The sequence below is a fragment of the Streptomyces sp. NPDC104831 genome (genome assembly GCF_055583025.1).
The window spans coordinates 30,925-45,889 of sequence record NZ_JBVJOT010000035.1 but is presented as its reverse complement, the minus strand read 5'-3'; the positions used below and the strand labels follow the sequence as shown (position 1 = coordinate 45,889).

The 14,965-nt window shown below is 71.0% G+C and carries 12 protein-coding genes; 5 read left to right on the top strand and 7 right to left on the bottom strand.

Annotated features, from left to right (window positions below):
• Complete coding sequence (locus tag ACZ63H_RS23440; RefSeq protein WP_469867972.1) at nucleotides 1-1,272, bottom strand: amino acid deaminase; 1,272 nt, start codon at nucleotides 1,270-1,272, stop codon at nucleotides 1-3.
• Nucleotides 1,273-1,395: 123 nt separating this feature from the next.
• Between ACZ63H_RS23440 and ACZ63H_RS23435 the strand changes: the two genes are divergently transcribed.
• The 5 genes from ACZ63H_RS23435 to ACZ63H_RS23415 all read left to right on the top strand — a co-directional run bounded on the left by ACZ63H_RS23435 (nucleotide 1,396) and on the right by ACZ63H_RS23415 (nucleotide 5,829).
• Entirely contained in the window at nucleotides 1,396-2,457 is a 1,062-nt protein-coding gene (locus tag ACZ63H_RS23435; RefSeq protein ID WP_469868055.1) for a sugar kinase, read from the top strand.
• Nucleotides 2,454-3,218, top strand: coding sequence for an IclR family transcriptional regulator (locus ACZ63H_RS23430; RefSeq protein ID WP_469867970.1), 765 nt, complete (start codon nucleotides 2,454-2,456; stop codon nucleotides 3,216-3,218). The genes ACZ63H_RS23435 and ACZ63H_RS23430 overlap by 4 nt, the downstream gene beginning before the upstream one ends.
• Nucleotides 3,215-3,625, top strand: coding sequence for a RidA family protein (locus tag ACZ63H_RS23425; RefSeq protein ID WP_318201683.1), 411 nt, complete (start codon nucleotides 3,215-3,217; stop codon nucleotides 3,623-3,625). The genes ACZ63H_RS23430 and ACZ63H_RS23425 overlap by 4 nt, the downstream gene beginning before the upstream one ends.
• A 120-nt stretch (nucleotides 3,626-3,745) precedes the next feature.
• Nucleotides 3,746-5,224 (top strand): GntP family permease, encoded by a 1,479-nt coding sequence (locus ACZ63H_RS23420; RefSeq protein ID WP_469867967.1) that lies wholly within the window; start codon nucleotides 3,746-3,748, stop codon nucleotides 5,222-5,224.
• A gap of 65 nt (nucleotides 5,225-5,289) precedes the next feature.
• Nucleotides 5,290-5,829: a hypothetical protein gene (locus ACZ63H_RS23415; RefSeq protein WP_469867966.1), complete on the top strand. Its 540-nt coding sequence runs from the start codon at nucleotides 5,290-5,292 to the stop codon at nucleotides 5,827-5,829.
• 3 nt (nucleotides 5,830-5,832) lie between these two features.
• Here ACZ63H_RS23415 and ACZ63H_RS23410 read toward each other — a convergent pair whose 3' ends face one another.
• The 6 genes from ACZ63H_RS23410 to ACZ63H_RS23385 all read right to left on the bottom strand — a co-directional run bounded on the left by ACZ63H_RS23410 (nucleotide 5,833) and on the right by ACZ63H_RS23385 (nucleotide 14,911).
• Nucleotides 5,833-7,149, bottom strand: coding sequence for a M14 family metallopeptidase (locus tag ACZ63H_RS23410; RefSeq protein WP_469867964.1), 1,317 nt, complete (start codon nucleotides 7,147-7,149; stop codon nucleotides 5,833-5,835).
• Between the two features lie 194 nt (nucleotides 7,150-7,343).
• Nucleotides 7,344-8,600: a DUF1266 domain-containing protein gene (locus ACZ63H_RS23405; RefSeq protein WP_469867962.1), complete on the bottom strand. Its 1,257-nt coding sequence runs from the start codon at nucleotides 8,598-8,600 to the stop codon at nucleotides 7,344-7,346.
• Nucleotides 8,601-8,637: 37 nt separating this feature from the next.
• On the bottom strand, nucleotides 8,638-9,078 hold the full coding sequence (locus tag ACZ63H_RS23400; protein WP_469867960.1) for a hypothetical protein: 441 nt from the start codon (nucleotides 9,076-9,078) through the stop codon (nucleotides 8,638-8,640).
• A 9-nt stretch (nucleotides 9,079-9,087) separates the two neighbouring features.
• Complete coding sequence (locus tag ACZ63H_RS23395) at nucleotides 9,088-13,782, bottom strand: putative T7SS-secreted protein (protein WP_469867958.1); 4,695 nt, start codon at nucleotides 13,780-13,782, stop codon at nucleotides 9,088-9,090.
• The gene (locus ACZ63H_RS23390; protein ID WP_469867956.1) at nucleotides 13,782-14,429 is read right to left on the bottom strand and encodes a hypothetical protein; all 648 of its coding nucleotides are present in this window, start codon (nucleotides 14,427-14,429) and stop codon (nucleotides 13,782-13,784) included. Before ACZ63H_RS23390 ends, ACZ63H_RS23395 begins: the two co-directional genes overlap by 1 nt.
• Nucleotides 14,426-14,911, bottom strand: a complete 486-nt coding sequence (locus ACZ63H_RS23385) for a hypothetical protein (RefSeq protein WP_469867954.1) — start codon at nucleotides 14,909-14,911, stop codon at nucleotides 14,426-14,428. The genes ACZ63H_RS23390 and ACZ63H_RS23385 overlap by 4 nt, the downstream gene beginning before the upstream one ends.
• Nucleotides 14,912-14,965: the final 54 nt, after the last annotated feature.

Genomic DNA, 14,965 nt, shown 5'->3' with positions numbered 1-14,965 from the left:
CTAGAAGAACGTACGGATGTAGTCCACGACCGTGCCGTCCGCCTCGGCCACCGGGATCAGCTGCCACTTGTCGAAGGACGTGCACGGGTGGGACAGGCCGAAGCCGATCCAGTCGCCGACCTCGACGTCCGCCTCCGCGTCCGTGCGCAGCCAGGTGTGCTGGTCGGACAGGCCGGTGACGGTGATGCCGGTGGCCGGGCGCTCCTCGCCGTCCCGGCGTACCACCTGGGCGGTGGGCAGGTCCAGGTCGTAGGCCGCGTCCCGCTTGCCCGCGTTGGCGAAGGCCTGCTCGGGGGCGGGCCGGGAGACGACCCGCGCCCACAGCCGGAAGGCGGGCTCCAGCGCGCCCTCCTCGGGAACCCGGCCGAACGGGGTGAGCCTGCGGTAGTGCCCGTCGTCGTGCGAGACGTACGCGCCCGAGCGCAGCAGCTTCAGCACCGGCTTCGACAGCGCGGGAATCCCGGCGAAGACGTCGGCGACCGCGTCGAACCAGGCGCTGCCGCCAGCGCTCACCACGATCTCGTCGGCCCCGCCGAACCGCCCGGCCCGGTCCAGCCCGGCGGCCAGCGCCACCAGGCGGCGCAGGTACGCCCGCACCCGCTCCGGATCGGCCTTCGGCACCTCGCCCTCGTACCCCGCCACGCCGACCAGACGCAGGGTCGGCACCGCGGCCACGGCGGCGGCGACCTCCTCGGCCTCCGCCTCCGTGCGCACGCCGGTGCGCGCCCCCTCGCCGGCGCCCAGCTCCACGACCACGTCGACCGGGCGGGCGGCGCCGCGCAGGGCCGCGTCCATCAGTTCCACGCCGCGCACCGAGTCGACGTAGCAGACGAACCGGAACTCCGGGTCGGCGGCCAGTTCGGCGGCGGCCCAGCGCAGGGCGGGGGCGTCCACCAGCTCGTTGGCGAGGAAGACCCGCCGGACGCCGAAGGCCCGGGCGACGCGCACCTGGTGGGGCACCGCCAGCGTGATCCCCCAGGCGCCGTGCTCGATCTGGCGGTGGAAGAGCTGCGGGGCCATGGAGGTCTTGCCGTGCGGGGCGAAGGCCAGGCCGTGCCGCGCGGCGTACGTCTCCATCAGCGCGAGGTTGTGCTCCAGGCGCTCGGCGGACAGCGCGAGGACGGGGGTGGTGAAGCCGTCGCCGTCCCGGAAGAGGTTGCGGCGCTGGCCGGCCAGCTCGGCGACGGTCAGGCCGGCGGCGTCCGGCGGCAGGCCCTTGAAGCGGTGGTCGACGTGCTCCTCGGCGAGGCGGGTGAGTGCTTCGGTGTCCATGAAGCCCCTCTCAGGCGTTGCGTTCTCTGCAACAGCCATTGCGTCTTGTGCTTACTGGTGTCTAGCATCTCGCCGAACACCGGGTCAACGGATCCGTCGCCCCGGCGATCGACGGGAGTCATCATCAACGACGCTGCTTACGCCTCGGTCGTCGCGCGGACCGTCCCGGACGTGGACGTGGCGGCGCTCGGCGAGTCCATGGTCACCTTCCTGCCCAGCCGTCCCGGCCGCCTCGCCGACGTGCCCTCCTTCGACCGGGCCATCGGCGGCGCCGAGTCCAACGTGCTGTGCGCCCTGGCCGCCTTCGGGCACCCCGTCCGCTGGGTCAGCCGGGTCGGCGCGGACGGCTTCGGCGACCACCTGGTGGAACGGATCGCCGGACACGGCGTCGACGTCACCGCCGTGCGCCGGGATCCCGGCCGGCCCACGGGCGTGTACTTCCGCACCGCCGGGGAGCGGGGCACCGGCGCGCACGAGGTGGCGTACTACCGGGCCGGATCGGCCGCCTCCGCCATGTCCGCGCGGAACGTGGACCTGGCGGCGCTCCGCGCGGCACGGGTGCTGCACCTGTCCGGGATCACTGCCGCGCTGTCCCGGGAGTGCCGGGAGCTGCTGTACGAGCTGACCGCCCCCGGCCCCGGACGCCCGCTGGTCTCCTTCGACGTCAACCACCGGCCGGGACTGTGGCGGGACGGCGACGGCGCCCGCGTCCTGCTGGAGCTGGCCCGGCGCGCCGACCTCGTGTTCGTGGGCGAGGACGAGGCGGCCCACGCCTGGGACGTCACCGGCGGACCGGCCGCCGTGCGCCGGCTGCTGCCCGAACCGCGCCTGCTGGTGGTGAAGGAGGGAGCGCGGGGCGCCACGGCCTTCACCGGCACCCACCCCGACGGCACCTTCCGGCCCGCCCTGCGCACCGCCGTCGTCGCCACCACCGGCGCCGGGGACGCCTTCGCCGCCGGGTTCCTCTCCGCCACCCTGCGCGGGCTCCCCCTCGGGGCCCGGCTGCGGCACGGCCACCTCTTCGCCGCCGCGGCCCTCACCGTCCCCGGCGACCTCGCACCGCCCCCCGCCCGCGACCACGCCGACCGCCTCGCCGCCCTGGACGACGAGGCATGGGGGAGACTTCGACTCGGCCCCGGCTGGACGCGAGCCGAGCAGGCCGAGAAGGAGGCGAACACCCCATGAGTCAGACCGTCGACCGCGCCCTGAGCATCCTGCCGCTGCTCGCCGAGGGCCCCGCCGACCTCGGGCAGGTCGCCGACCGCCTCGGCGTGCACAAGTCCACCGCCCTGCGGCTGCTGCGCACCCTGCACGAACACGGCCTGGTCTACCGCCAGTCCGACCAGCGCTACCGCCTGGGCGCCCGGCTCTTCGCCCTCGCCCAGGAGGCGATGGAGAACCTCGACATCCGCGAGATCGCCCACCCCCACCTCGTACGCCTTAACGAGCAGTGCGGCCACACCGTCCACCTCGCCGTGTACGAGGAGAACGAGGTGCTGTACATCGACAAGGTCGAGAGCCGCTACCCGGTCCGCATGTACTCCCGGATCGGCAAGCCGGTGGCCATCACCGTCGCCGCCGTCGCCAAGCTGCTCCTCGCCGACCTGCCCGCGGCCGAGCGCCGCGCCCTCGCCGAACAGCTCGACTACCCCCTGTACACGGCCCGTTCGACCCCCCACGCCGAGGCCTTCCTGAAGGAACTGGCCACGGTGCGCGAACAGGGCTGGGCCACCGACCTCGGTGGCCACGAGGAGTCCATCAACTGCGTCGCCGCCCCCGTGCGCGGGGCCGACGGCCGGGTGGTCGCCGCGATGTCGGTCTCCGCGCCGAACGTGGTCGTCACCGCCGAGGAACTCCTCAGCCTGCTCCCGCTGGTACGCCGCACGGCGGACGCCATCAGCGGCGAGTACTCCGGAAGAACGCCAGTGAAGGGCACCCCCGCATGACCGAGAAGACCGCGCTCACCCCGAAGACCCACACCACCCCGCCCGCGAAGTTCTCGCACGGCGTGCGCAAGGGCAACATCCTCCAGGTCGCCGGCCAGGTCGGCTTCCTGCCCGCCGAGGAGGGCAAGCCCCCGACGCCGGCCGGCCCCACCCTGCGCGAGCAGACCCTCCAGACCCTCGCCAACGTCAAGGCGATCCTGGAGGAGGGCGGCGCCACCTGGGACGACGTGATGATGATCCGCGTCTACCTCACCGACGTGGACCACTTCGCCGAGATGAACGACCTCTACAACGCGTACTTCGAGGACCAGGGCCTCACCCAGCCGCCCGCCGCCCGCACCACGGTCTACGTCGGACTGCCGGCCGGCCTCCTCATCGAGATCGACGCGCTCGCCGTACTGGGCTGACGCCCGTCCGCGTTCCCCCTCCCTCTTCCCGCGTGTCCGCACGGCACGGCACCCCCCGGGGTGCCGTGCCGCGCTCCCCCCTGCCCGAAAGCACGATGCACTTACACAGAGGACCCCCGCATGTCCGCTCCGCTCGCCGCTTCCGCTCCCGCCGCGCCACCCCACACCGGGGGCCTGCTCCTCCTCGTCGACGGCACGCCCGGCCTGCTCACGGTCGCCGCCCTGGGCATGGCCCTGCTGCTGTTCCTGATCATCAAGGTCCGGCTCCAGCCCTTCGTGGCCCTGCTCGCCGTCTCCATAGCCGTCGGCCTGCTGGCCGGCCTCTCGGTCACCGAACTCTTCGGCACCGTCCAGCGCTCCGACGCCGTCTCCACCGTCGAGTCCGGCATGGGCGGCATCCTCGGCCACGTCGCCATCATCATCGGCCTCGGTACGATGCTCGGCGCGATCCTTGAGGTCAGCGGCGGCGCCGAGGTGCTGGCCGCGCGCCTGCTCGCCCTGTTCGGCGAGCGCCGCGCCCCGCTCGCCATGGGCCTGACCGGCCTGCTGTTCGGCATCCCCGTCTTCTTCGACGTGGGCATCTTCGTCCTGGCCCCGATCGTCTACGCGGCAGCGAAACGATCCGGCAAGTCGGTCCTGCTCTACTGCCTCCCGCTGCTCGCCGGCCTGTCCATGACCCACGCCTTCCTGCCGCCGCACCCCGGCCCGGTCGCCGCCGCCGGGCTGCTGCACGTCCAGCTCGGCTGGGTCGTCCTCATGGGCATCGTCTGCGGCCTCCCCGCCGTGCTGGCCGCCTGGGCGTACGCCGCCTGGGCCGGAAGGCGGATCTTCGTCGCCGTACCGCAGGACATGGTGGAGGCGGCCGAGGAGGCCAAGCGGGCGGTGGCGGCCGAGCAGCGCGCGCAGGGCGTGACACCGAGGGAGACCCCGGTGCCCCTGGCCACGGTCCTCACCATCATCGGCACGCCCCTGCTGCTCATCCTCGCGGCCACGTTCTCCTCGATCGCCCTCGACCCCTCCCCGCTCCGCTCGGTCCTGGAGTTCTTCGGCAACCCCTTCGTCGCCCTCACCCTCGCCCTGCTGCTCGCCTACTACCTCCTCGGCATCCGCCGCGGCTGGTCCCGCAAGTCCCTGGAGACCGTGTCCACCGCCTCCCTGAAGCCGGTCGGCAACATCCTGCTGGTGGTCGGCGCGGGCGGGATCTTCGGCGCCGTGCTCAAGGCCGGCGGGGTCGCCCAGGCCCTGTCGGACACCTTCCACGGCGTCGGGCTGCCGGTGATCGTCCTGGCGTACCTGATCGCGCTCGTGCTGCGGGTCGCCCAGGGCTCGGCGACGGTGGCGATCGTGACGACGGCGGGCATCGTGGCCCCGCTGCTGTCCGAGGGCGGACACTCGCAGGCGTTCGCCGCGCTCGTCATCATGGCCATCTCGGCGGGCTCCATCTTCGCCTCGCACGTCAACGACGGCGGCTTCTGGATGGTGGCCAAGTACTTCGGCATCAGCGAACGCGACACCCTGCGCTCCTGGACGGTCCTGGAGTCGGTGTTGTCGCTGGCGGGGTTCGCGGTGGCGGTGGTGGCCGGGGTGTTCGTGAGCTGACCGGTTCCACGGCGTGTTCGTGGGCCGACTGGTTCCGGCACAGGGAAGTCGTCCATACTGCCGCCGTGGAGCAGCGCATAGGATCGAGCAGCGAGCCGGCGAAGGTCGAGCCGCCCAGGACCGAGCCCGTGACGGGTGCCGGCTTCGACCCGGCCTTCATCCCGGGGATCACGGGGCCGACGCCGCATCAGGCCGGGCCGGTGGCCGAGGAGTCGGCGGACCCGCCGGGTCCGCGCGACGAGGCGGCCCCGGTGGATACCGAGGAGGTGCTTCAGGAGGCCCCCGGGGAATCCGCGGAGGACCCGGCCGGGGAACCGGCGGCCGACGGCCCGGTCTTCGAGGCGGCGGACCGGCGGGCGCGGATCGTGGCCGACCGCAAGGGGGTCCGCCTCAGCCTGGACGAGGAGGCCTGTGAGTTCCGCTGGGACGAGATCGCGGCGGTGGAGACGGAGAGCGCCCGCTTCGGCAAGCGGTTCACCGTCACCGTGCACACCCCTGACCGCCGCTGGTTCCCGATCGAGATCGAGGCGCCGGCCAGGGCGCGCTTCAAGGAGTGGGACGAGCAGCTGGACGCGGTGCTCGACGCCTACTTCGAGGAGGCGTAGCCGCTAGGAGCAGTACTGGGCGGCCTTGCCGATCGACCGGTACATGCAGTCGGCGTTCTCCAGCAGCTGCAACACGGCGTCCTTGTTCCGGGAGGTCTCCCGCTCGATGACTTCGTCGGGCGGGTAGAACCCGCCTCCGGAGGACGAGGACGGGTACATCTCGAAGGTGTAGCTGAAGATCTTCTGCGTACCCCACAGGTAGTCGTCGATCGTCCCGTCCGTGATGTACAGATCGCTGGACTGCTCGGCGGTGTACCCGTTGCTGGCGGCCATCTTCCGCCCGACGGCCTGGAACGCGGCGGCGTCGTCGGCGGTCATCCCGGCGGCGGTGTCCGCGTAGGTGTACCCGAACGGCCACAGCACCAGCTCGCTGTAGGTGTGGAAGTCGATCCCGGCCGTGATCTGCTGCTTACCGCCGACGACCCGGGAGCGCACGAAGTCGGCGACCACCTTCACCTCGGGCGCGGACTCGGCGGCGGACCCGCGGTAGGTCTCGGACGACGTGGACCCGGACGACCCGCCGCAGCAGCCCCACTTGTAGTTCCAGTTCCGGTTCAGGTCCGTACCCACGTTCGTGGAACCGGAGTTGGGCTGCCGGTTCTTCCGCCACGACCGGTACGACCCGCTGGCGATGTCGTACTCGCCGCCGTCCGGGTTCAGATCGGGCACGATCCAGATCTCGCGGCTGTTGACGAGGTTGGTGATGCGGGAGTCGGATCCGTAGCCCGCGCCGAGTTCGCGCAGCAGATAGAGCGCCATCTCCACGGTCAGGTGCTCCCGGGCGTGCTGGTGCGCGGTGAACAGCACCTCGGGCTCGTCCTCGTCGGCGGCGACGTTGTCGCTGACCTTGATGGCGATGATGTCCCGCCCCTGGTACGACTTTCCGATCACCCGCTTGTTCATGATGCCCGGGTAGGCGGCGAGCCGCTGGTCGATCTCGGCGTTCGCCTCGGCGTAGTTGTGGTACTTCGAGTCGGCGCTCGGGAAGTCGTACAGCCGGGCCTGCCCGCGCTGGGGAGCGGCCCCCAGGGGCTGGACGTCGTACCCCATCCGGCGGAGCCTCTTGATCTGCCCCTCCCGCCCGGAGACGACGACGCTCTCCTCGTCGGCCTCGTCGACGGTGACGCCCGCGGACTGGATGGCCGTACGGGTCACGGGGGTGGTGCGCTGGTGGATCTCGTACTGCCGGATGCCGTCGTCGTCTGATGCGGCCCTCTGCACGCTGTCGGCACCGGCCTGGTCGAGCCCGGCCGAGACCGGCGCGGCGAGCGCGAGGGCCAGCAGTGCGCCGAGCCCGGCGGCCCGTCTGCGAAGTCGCATGAACGCTCCTTGTGGGGGTTGGAGTGGGTGTTCCCGTGCGACGTGCGGATACGAACCCCTGGGGGCCGTTCGTGGGGCCCTGTGGGTCCGCTGTGGTCCCGCTGTGCGGATTGGCGCTCATGGTGGGGGCCGGGCATGGACAGGTCAAGTACACGGACGAGTGGGTGACGGAAACCGGCCGGTGTTCCCGGTCCTCACCGGAACGGAATCGTGAGCCAGGGGCTGCCGGGGTCGGACATCAGGATGCGGTGGGCCTCGACCATGTTCTGGTACCAGTCGCCGAACTCCTCGTCGTCGAAGTGGAGGCAGCGGCCGAGGATGTAGCCGGCGGAGAAGTCCTGCCAGGACTTGTAGGACAGGGCGGCGGCCCGGCCTGCCTGGAGGACGGCGGACTCGGCCTCCTTGAGCGTGCCCAGGCGGGCCCCCAGCCCCCACCGGGCCATCTTGGAGGCGCGGCCGAGGTCCCAGGCGTCGACGGAGGAGACGTACTGGCCGCCGTCGAGCACGCCGTCGGCGCGCATCCGGGCCTCGTAGCGGGTGATGCGCCCGATGAGCCGCTGCACGCCCTCGATGTGCGCCTCGACCTCGGACGCGGGCCGTGGCTCGGTCTTGGTGACCCCGTCCTCCCCGACCACGACCGAGCCCTCGGACCGGGCGCGGATGACGTTGGCGGCGGCCTGGCGCCAATAGCCGACGTCCACGTGGCCGCCGAAGTCGCGGGCGATGGTGCGGCGCAGGCCGAGGGCGAAGTCCCAGACGGAACTGTGCTGTTCGCAGGCGAGGAGGTCGCGCAGGAAGTACTGCCACTGCTCACGGGTGGTGATGCCCCACCACTCGTTCAGCCGCTTGCGTTCGTCCGGATAGCCGGTGCCGTGCCAGGCCATGCCGTTCCAGAAGGAGCCGTTGTTGACGCACAGGAGGGCACCGCAGGCGAGGCCGTGGGCGACCGGGCCGTGCAGGGGCGCGCCGACGCGGAGGGTGCGCAGCCGCATCGACCGGTCCCGCGGCGGGGCCTGTTCCCCGTACCGGGCCCAGGCGGCCGAGTGGGGTGGTGCGGAGGGCAGGAACGCCTCGCACGGGCTCCCCGGATTGACGACGATCATCGGCGGATCGGTCGGCTGCCACACCTTGGCGAACCACTCCAGGCGGTTCCAGTCGAACACCCGGTGGGGCTCCGGAGCGGGCAGCATGCCCTCGGTGTACACGGCCCAGATCCGCCCGCCGGCGACCCGGGGGTCGTGCCCGAAGAGGGCGTACGTCGCACTGGGCGTGGCATCCGCCCCGGCCTTCTCTATCTCGAAGAACAACCGGACCTGGGCGAGCGCCCCGAAGTACGCGGCCCAGTCCCCCCGCCCCTTGGCCTCGAACAGCGCCTGCTCGATCCCCGAGGGCGGAGTCCAGGCGGGGGTGGCGGCAGGAGGAAAACCCGCGGGGGGCGGCCCGAACGACATGAGAGTCCCCGTTCTTCTGATCCTGCGATTCACCGTTTCAGCGGTGTTCCGCCAGGTGCACGATCACACCGTTGTCGGAGAACTCGGCAAAGTCCTCCACTGCCACGATCGCAGTGCCTTGGATGATGTCGACGCCACAGAAATACCGGACCCCCGGTGCTCCTGCGTACAGGAGGTCGAGGTCGGCCAGCACTTCATCCCTGGCGCCCAAGAGAGCGTCTTTTCCCGGTGCGTAGGCGACCATGATGTACTCATGGCGTCCTAGTGGCGTGTCGGAGAATTTGCCGACCCACTGCGGCTGAGGATCACCCTCTCCAAACGGAATGTGAATACCCGGTGTCTCGCCCCAATCAACCCTGCTGGTCTCCCATGGAAGAGTGTTCAGATAGTCGAACAGTTGCTGGGCCTCACTGTGGCTCACAACTTCACAACTGTGCGAATTCCGCCAATCCTTCACGAATTGGTTCTCGATGCTCATCTCGTCTTCCTAAGTGTGCGGCAGATGGGCCAGCACTTCATAGTATGCCTGTTCGGCCGCCTTCGGATCATCGTGCCTGACGACGCTCGCGCCGTAGTCCCAACCGTCGCTCCGCTTCGGTCCGTTCCTCACCCACCAATTCACGTGGAACCCCTTTTCCGGATCCCTGGGATCGAAATCGACTCGCCAACCCCGCATCCCGTCCGGGCTCTGCATTCCTGTTACGCGACCGGCGTGAGGGCCGATCTCCTGGACGAACGGAACGGCATCGTCGCCCAGCCCGGCGCGTTGGCGAGCGTGATCCCGGGCCTCGTTGTAGGTGCCGAAGTAGTCCGTCTTCTCCTTCGAATTAGCCTTCCCGGTTTCCTTGCACTCCGGGGCGAGGCCGAGTGGATCTGTCCAGAGGTGAGGGTTCTGGACATACGTATCCGGGTTGGGCGCCGGCGTGAGCCCGAGGGGGTCCGGGGTCAGGTATCGGGCGGTTTCGGGGTCGTAGTGGCGGAAGTAGTTGTAGTGGAGGCCGGTTTCGGGGTCGTAGTACTGGCCTGGGAAGCGTAGGGGGGTGTAGGTGGTGCTGTTTGTCGACCACGCCGTCGTGCCCCAGAGGGTGCTTCGGGTGTGCCAGGCGATCTCGCCCTGGTCGTCCAGCAACTCGGTCGGGGTGCCGACCAAGTCGGTGATGATGGCGAAGAAGCGGGAGTCGATCTCCTCTTGGGGTGCTTCTGCTGCCGTGATGCGTTCTGTTTGGGCGAGAGGGCGTAGGCCCTGGTGGTCCCAGGTCAGAGTGATCGGGTGGGGGAAAGCCTCAGACCTTGTCGTTTGTTCGCAGAGGGTGGTGCCGTCCCAGGTGAAGTCCACCCGTTCCGCGACCGTTTCGCCGTCTTCGGCCAGGCGGAGTTTGGCTGTGCGGCGGCCCAGGGGGTCGTAGGTGTAGCGCCAGCGGGTGCCGTCGGGGGTGACCACCGAGGTGAGGCGGTCCTCGGCATCCCATTCGTAGTGCCAGGTGTCCGGCTTCCTCGACAGGCGGGTTTTCCGGCGGAGGGTGATGCGGCCCAGGGCGTCGTGTTCGTAGCGGACGTTGCCGGCCCGGGTGATGCGGGTGCCGGTGTAAGTGCGGGCGCCCGTCGCCTCCGCTCCCGGGTGGGTCGCCGGCCAGGCGGCTTGGGTTTGGTTGCCCGCCTCGTCGTAGGCGTAGCGTTCCGTCCAGCCGGCCGCGTGGACCGCCGTCACCCTGCCGGTCGCGTCGAGGTCGAAGCGGCGGGGGCCCCACAGGGCGTCATCGATGCCGGTCAGGTTGCCGTCGGCCCGGTAGTTGTACGTCCGGTGCTGGACTCGCTGGCCCTGTGCGCCGGTCACCGACTGGATCGTCAGGCGGCCCAGCGCGTCGAAGGTGTGCTCCAGGGTGATCGTGTCGCCGACCAGGCGCCTCAGTTCATGCCCGGCCTCGTCGTAGGTGAAGTCGATCGGGCGGCCCGATGCCGTCATGCCTGTGCGGCGGCCTGCCGCGTCGTATGACCACGTCGTCACCGCCCCGGTCGGGGTCACCCGGCTCGTGCGGCGGCCCAGGGCGTCGTACGTGTACGTCACCGTGCGGCCGTCGACCGTTTCCGAGCGCAGGCGGCCGTGGCGGTCGCGCAGCAGGGTCAGGGTGGTGCCGTCGGGGCCGGTCGCGTGAGCGAGTTGGTCGGTCAGGTCGTAGGCGTAGGTCGTGACCCGGCCCGCGACGGTCTTGCGCAGCACCCGGTCCAGCGCGTCACGCTCGAACCTCGTCACCTCGCCCAGGGCGTTGCGCCGTGTCGTCAGACGGCCTGCCGGGTCGTACTCGTAGGTCAGGGTGCGGTTGTCGAAATCCGTCTCCCGGATCAGGTGGCCGGCCGGGTCGTAGGCGTACTCCCACGTCAGCCCCTGCGGGTCGGTGACCTTCGTCAGGCGTAACTCGGTGTCGTGGGTGAATTCGTAGCGGACGCCGTCCGGGCCCGTGCGGGCCGTCAGCAGGTCGAAGTGGGTGTACTCGAAGCGGGTGATGCCGCCGAGGGGGTCGGTGTGGGTGGTGCAGTTGCCCTCGCCGTCGTACGTCCACGTCTCCGTGCTGCCGTCGGGGGCCGTGCGGCGGGTCAGCCAACCCTCCACCGTCCACTCCAGGCGGGAGGCACCACCCAATGGGTCCGTGATCGCCGTCGGGAGGCCGAGGGCGTTGCGTTCGTAGCGGGTCGTCGCGCCCAGGGGGTCCGTCACCTGCACCGGGAGGCCCGTGCGGTCGCAGACGACCGTGGTGGTGTTGCCTGACGGGTCCGTCACCGAGGTCAGGTGGCCCGCCTCCGTGTAGGTGAAGCGGGTCGTCTGGCCGGCCGGATCCGTCACCGAGGTGCGGTTGCCCCGGGTGTCGTAGGTATGGCGGATCACCGTGCCGTCCGGGTTCACCACCTTCACCGGCAGGCCGAGGGTGTTGTACTCGGCCCTCGTCCCGCGGGCGTCCGGACGGGTGACCGAGACGAGGTTGCCCGCCTCGTCGTACTCGAACGCCGTCGTGTGGCCCAACGGGTCCGTCGTGGTCAGCAGGCGGTGGTGGCGGTCCCGGCGGTAGTGGGTGGTCGCGCCCAGCGGGTCGGTCTCGGCGACCACCTGCCAGGCGTCGTTGACCAGGTAGCGGCGGGTGTGGCCCTCGGCCGTCGTCACCGTCGTCGTCCGCAGGCCCGTCTCCGGGGCGGGGTCGCCGTAGGCCAGGCGCAGGGCCATGTGGCCCGCCTCGCCGGCCTCCGCGACGCAGCGGTCCTGGTCGTCGTACTCGTAGGTGTAGCCGCGGCCGTTCGTGTCCGTCCAGGACGTCACCCGGCCCCGGTCGTCGTAGCCGAAACGCAAGTCCAGGCCGGAGGAATTCACGACCTCCGTGAGGTCGCCGTCCGTGTAGCCGAAGCGCTTCAGTGCCTCGCCGGTCGCGGTCAGGTGGTACGCCGTGACGCGGTTCGAGGCGGTGGTGATGCGGACGCCTTGGCCGGCGCTCGTGTAGACGCCGAGCGGCGTGCCCTCGGTGTCGTACTCGAAGGTGATCCAGTTGCCGTTGCGGTCGTCGATCTGTTCCAGGACCGCCAGGTCAGGGCCGCGTTCGGTGAAGTGGCGCACTCGGCCGGTGTACGGGTCCGTGATCGTGTAGCCGTCGTCCACCCGGTCCAGGGGCAGGCGGGGGCCGTGGCTCGCCAGGGTGGGCAGGCCGGGGGCCGGGTGGGGGTACGAGAGGAGGAGGCCGTCCTCCGTGACGTAGACGACGCCCTCCGCGTCGATCTCCAGTCGCTCGTCCAGGGTGGAGGACCACGAAGGGCCGAACCAGCGGCCCAGGCGGTAACCGGACTCCACCCGGCGGGTCAGCAGCAGGGGGAGCACCCCGGGGAGGGCGACGTCCGTCTGCGACAGGTACATCCTGCCGGTGGCCACGTTGACCGGGTCGCCGCAGCCCTTGGTGCTGTTCTGGTCGTGAGAGTGCTTCGGCGGGTCGTTCTCGACCGTTTCCCGGGCCGGCTTTCCGGCCGCGCCCTCTGCCCCCGCCCGGGTCTCCCGACCGGCCGTCTGCGCCGCTCTCCGGGTCAGGCCGGCCTCCGCTGCCTTCCCGGCGAGCCCCGCCTCCATGCCGAGGCCCTTGGTGCCGAGGAGTTCGGGTAGGAACCGGCCGCCGGACTCGGAGGGGTCCTTGCGGAACTCCTCCCACATGGTCTTCGCGGCCCGTTCGGGGTGGGCGGCGGTGGAGACGAGGCCGGAGAGCGTCATGCTGACGTTCTGCATGTACGCGGCCGGGTGGTTGAGGTTGTAGGGGTCGACGGGGTTCAGGCCGCGCACGAAGGTGCCCAGGCCGGCCGTGCCCTTGACGACGCCCCCGGCGAAGTGGGTCAGTTCGATACCGGCGGACAGGGCACCGTCGGACAGGTCGCTCTTGATGCGGTCCAGCGGCGGGGGCTCGGCCGGAGCATGGGCGAGGGCCTCCCTGACCTTGCCCTGGGCCTCGGTGGCGGCGGTGTTGCGCTGCTTGCGGGCCTGGGCCAGCTTGTGGTGCGCGGCCTGCACATCGGCCTTGCCGGGGTCCTGGAACTCACCGGGCCGGGGGCAGGGGTCCTCGCCCGCCTCCACCTTCGCGTTGTAGGCGGCGGCCTTCTCCTTGTGGGCCTCGAACGCCTCCTTGGACGCCTTCACGCCCTTCCTGTACAGGCGCACGGCCTCCTCGGCCTGCCCCTGCGCCCACTTCACCGTGTCGGCGTACGACTCCAATGCGGCCGCCGCCGTCCCACACGCCTCGGCCGCCTGCGCCCACTTGACCGGGTGCACGCCGAACTTCTCCCGGAACGCGTCCCCGCCCTCACCCCTCCACCCGGAGGAGTCGACCTTCTTCAAGCCCTGGCCGACCTTGTCGAACGCACGGTGGAAGTCCCGCAGGTGCTTCGCGCTCTGCCGGATCCTCGCCGGATCACCGTGGACGAGCTCGTTCGCCTCCTCACTCTCCCCGAGCCGCTGCTCACCCGGCGTCGCCCCCAGATCCGAGGCGACCCCATCCCCCCAGTCCTCCACCACATCGGCCCACTTGTGCGCCCCGACGTAGTCCAGACCGTCACCGATCTTGTCCGTCGTGTAGTCCACACCCCTGCCGACGAGCTTCTTGCCCCGGTCGACCAGATGCTCCCCGCCACTGAGGAGCTCGTTGGTCACGTCCCCGATCCCCATCAGCCCTCCCCGCCCTGCTGCCCGGCCGCTTCGGCGCGGGCCTCGGCAGAGGGACCGAAGGCCTCGTCCAGCATCTCGTCGTAACGCTCCCGCGAGACACCGAAAGCACCCGCCACGTCGGCCGGTCCCACGCCCGGCACAACCGAGGAACGCGAGGTCAGCGCATCACGGGCCGCGTCCTTCCAGCCCTGCTCACTGTTCGCCCACGCCTCGCGGAACGACTCCCCGCCATAGTCCGTACCCCCGCCGGACGCGGCGATCTCCCCCAAGCCCATTTTCTGCACCTCCTCCTCGGAGGCGTACGGATTCCCGACGGACGCGTTCACGACGACCTTGAAGGCACCCTTCACATACTGGTCCGTCTCGTAGTACGTGCCCGCCGCCAGTCCCGCCTTCTCCGCGAAGGCGTTGCCCTCGGCGACCAGCGCCCGCACCCCCCACTCCCACCGCTCGCAGAACGACGTGAACTCGCCCGTCAACCCCTCGTGGCCCAGCTCCAGACCGGACAACGCGATATCGCCGAAACCACGACCGGCCCCCGCCAGGCCGTCCATGCCCAGCTCCCTCAGCTCCCCGAGCGCCTCGGTCAGCCCCTTCGCGATCAGGTCCAGGCCCTGCGTCGCCAGATCCTTGCCCTCACCGCTCACCGCACGTCCCCCGTTCCGCCGTCGACGTCCACCGCCACCCCGTCCGGCACGATCCCTCGCACCGGGGGGAACACCATCCCCGCGTCCCCGTCCGCGCAGTCCAGCGCCACCCCGCACGGCACCCCCACCGACACCACCGCCGCATCCAGCAAGCGCGCCCCCAGCCAGCGCTGGTACGCCCACTCACGGCCCCCCTCGCCCCGCGCCACCGCGAACCGCGCCAACGCCCCCTCGTCCGAGAACGCGTAGAACCAGCGCACCCCGCCCAGATCGGCGGCCAGCGGACTTCCGGTCTCGGGATCAAGCGGGACCAGTACGGCCGTACGCCGGAACCCGCCCAGCAGCGCCGCGAACCCACGCTCCCCGCGCGCGGCCCCCTCGGCGGCCCCTTGCCCGCCGGGCTCAGGCGTGTCCAGGTAGTCGTACAGCCGTGACCTGCGCGCAGGCGGCGCCGAGACGGCCTTTTCCCCGTGGTCGGACATGACCGGGATCATCACACCCCGTCCGGCGGCAGGTCTAACCCGGTAACCGCCCGA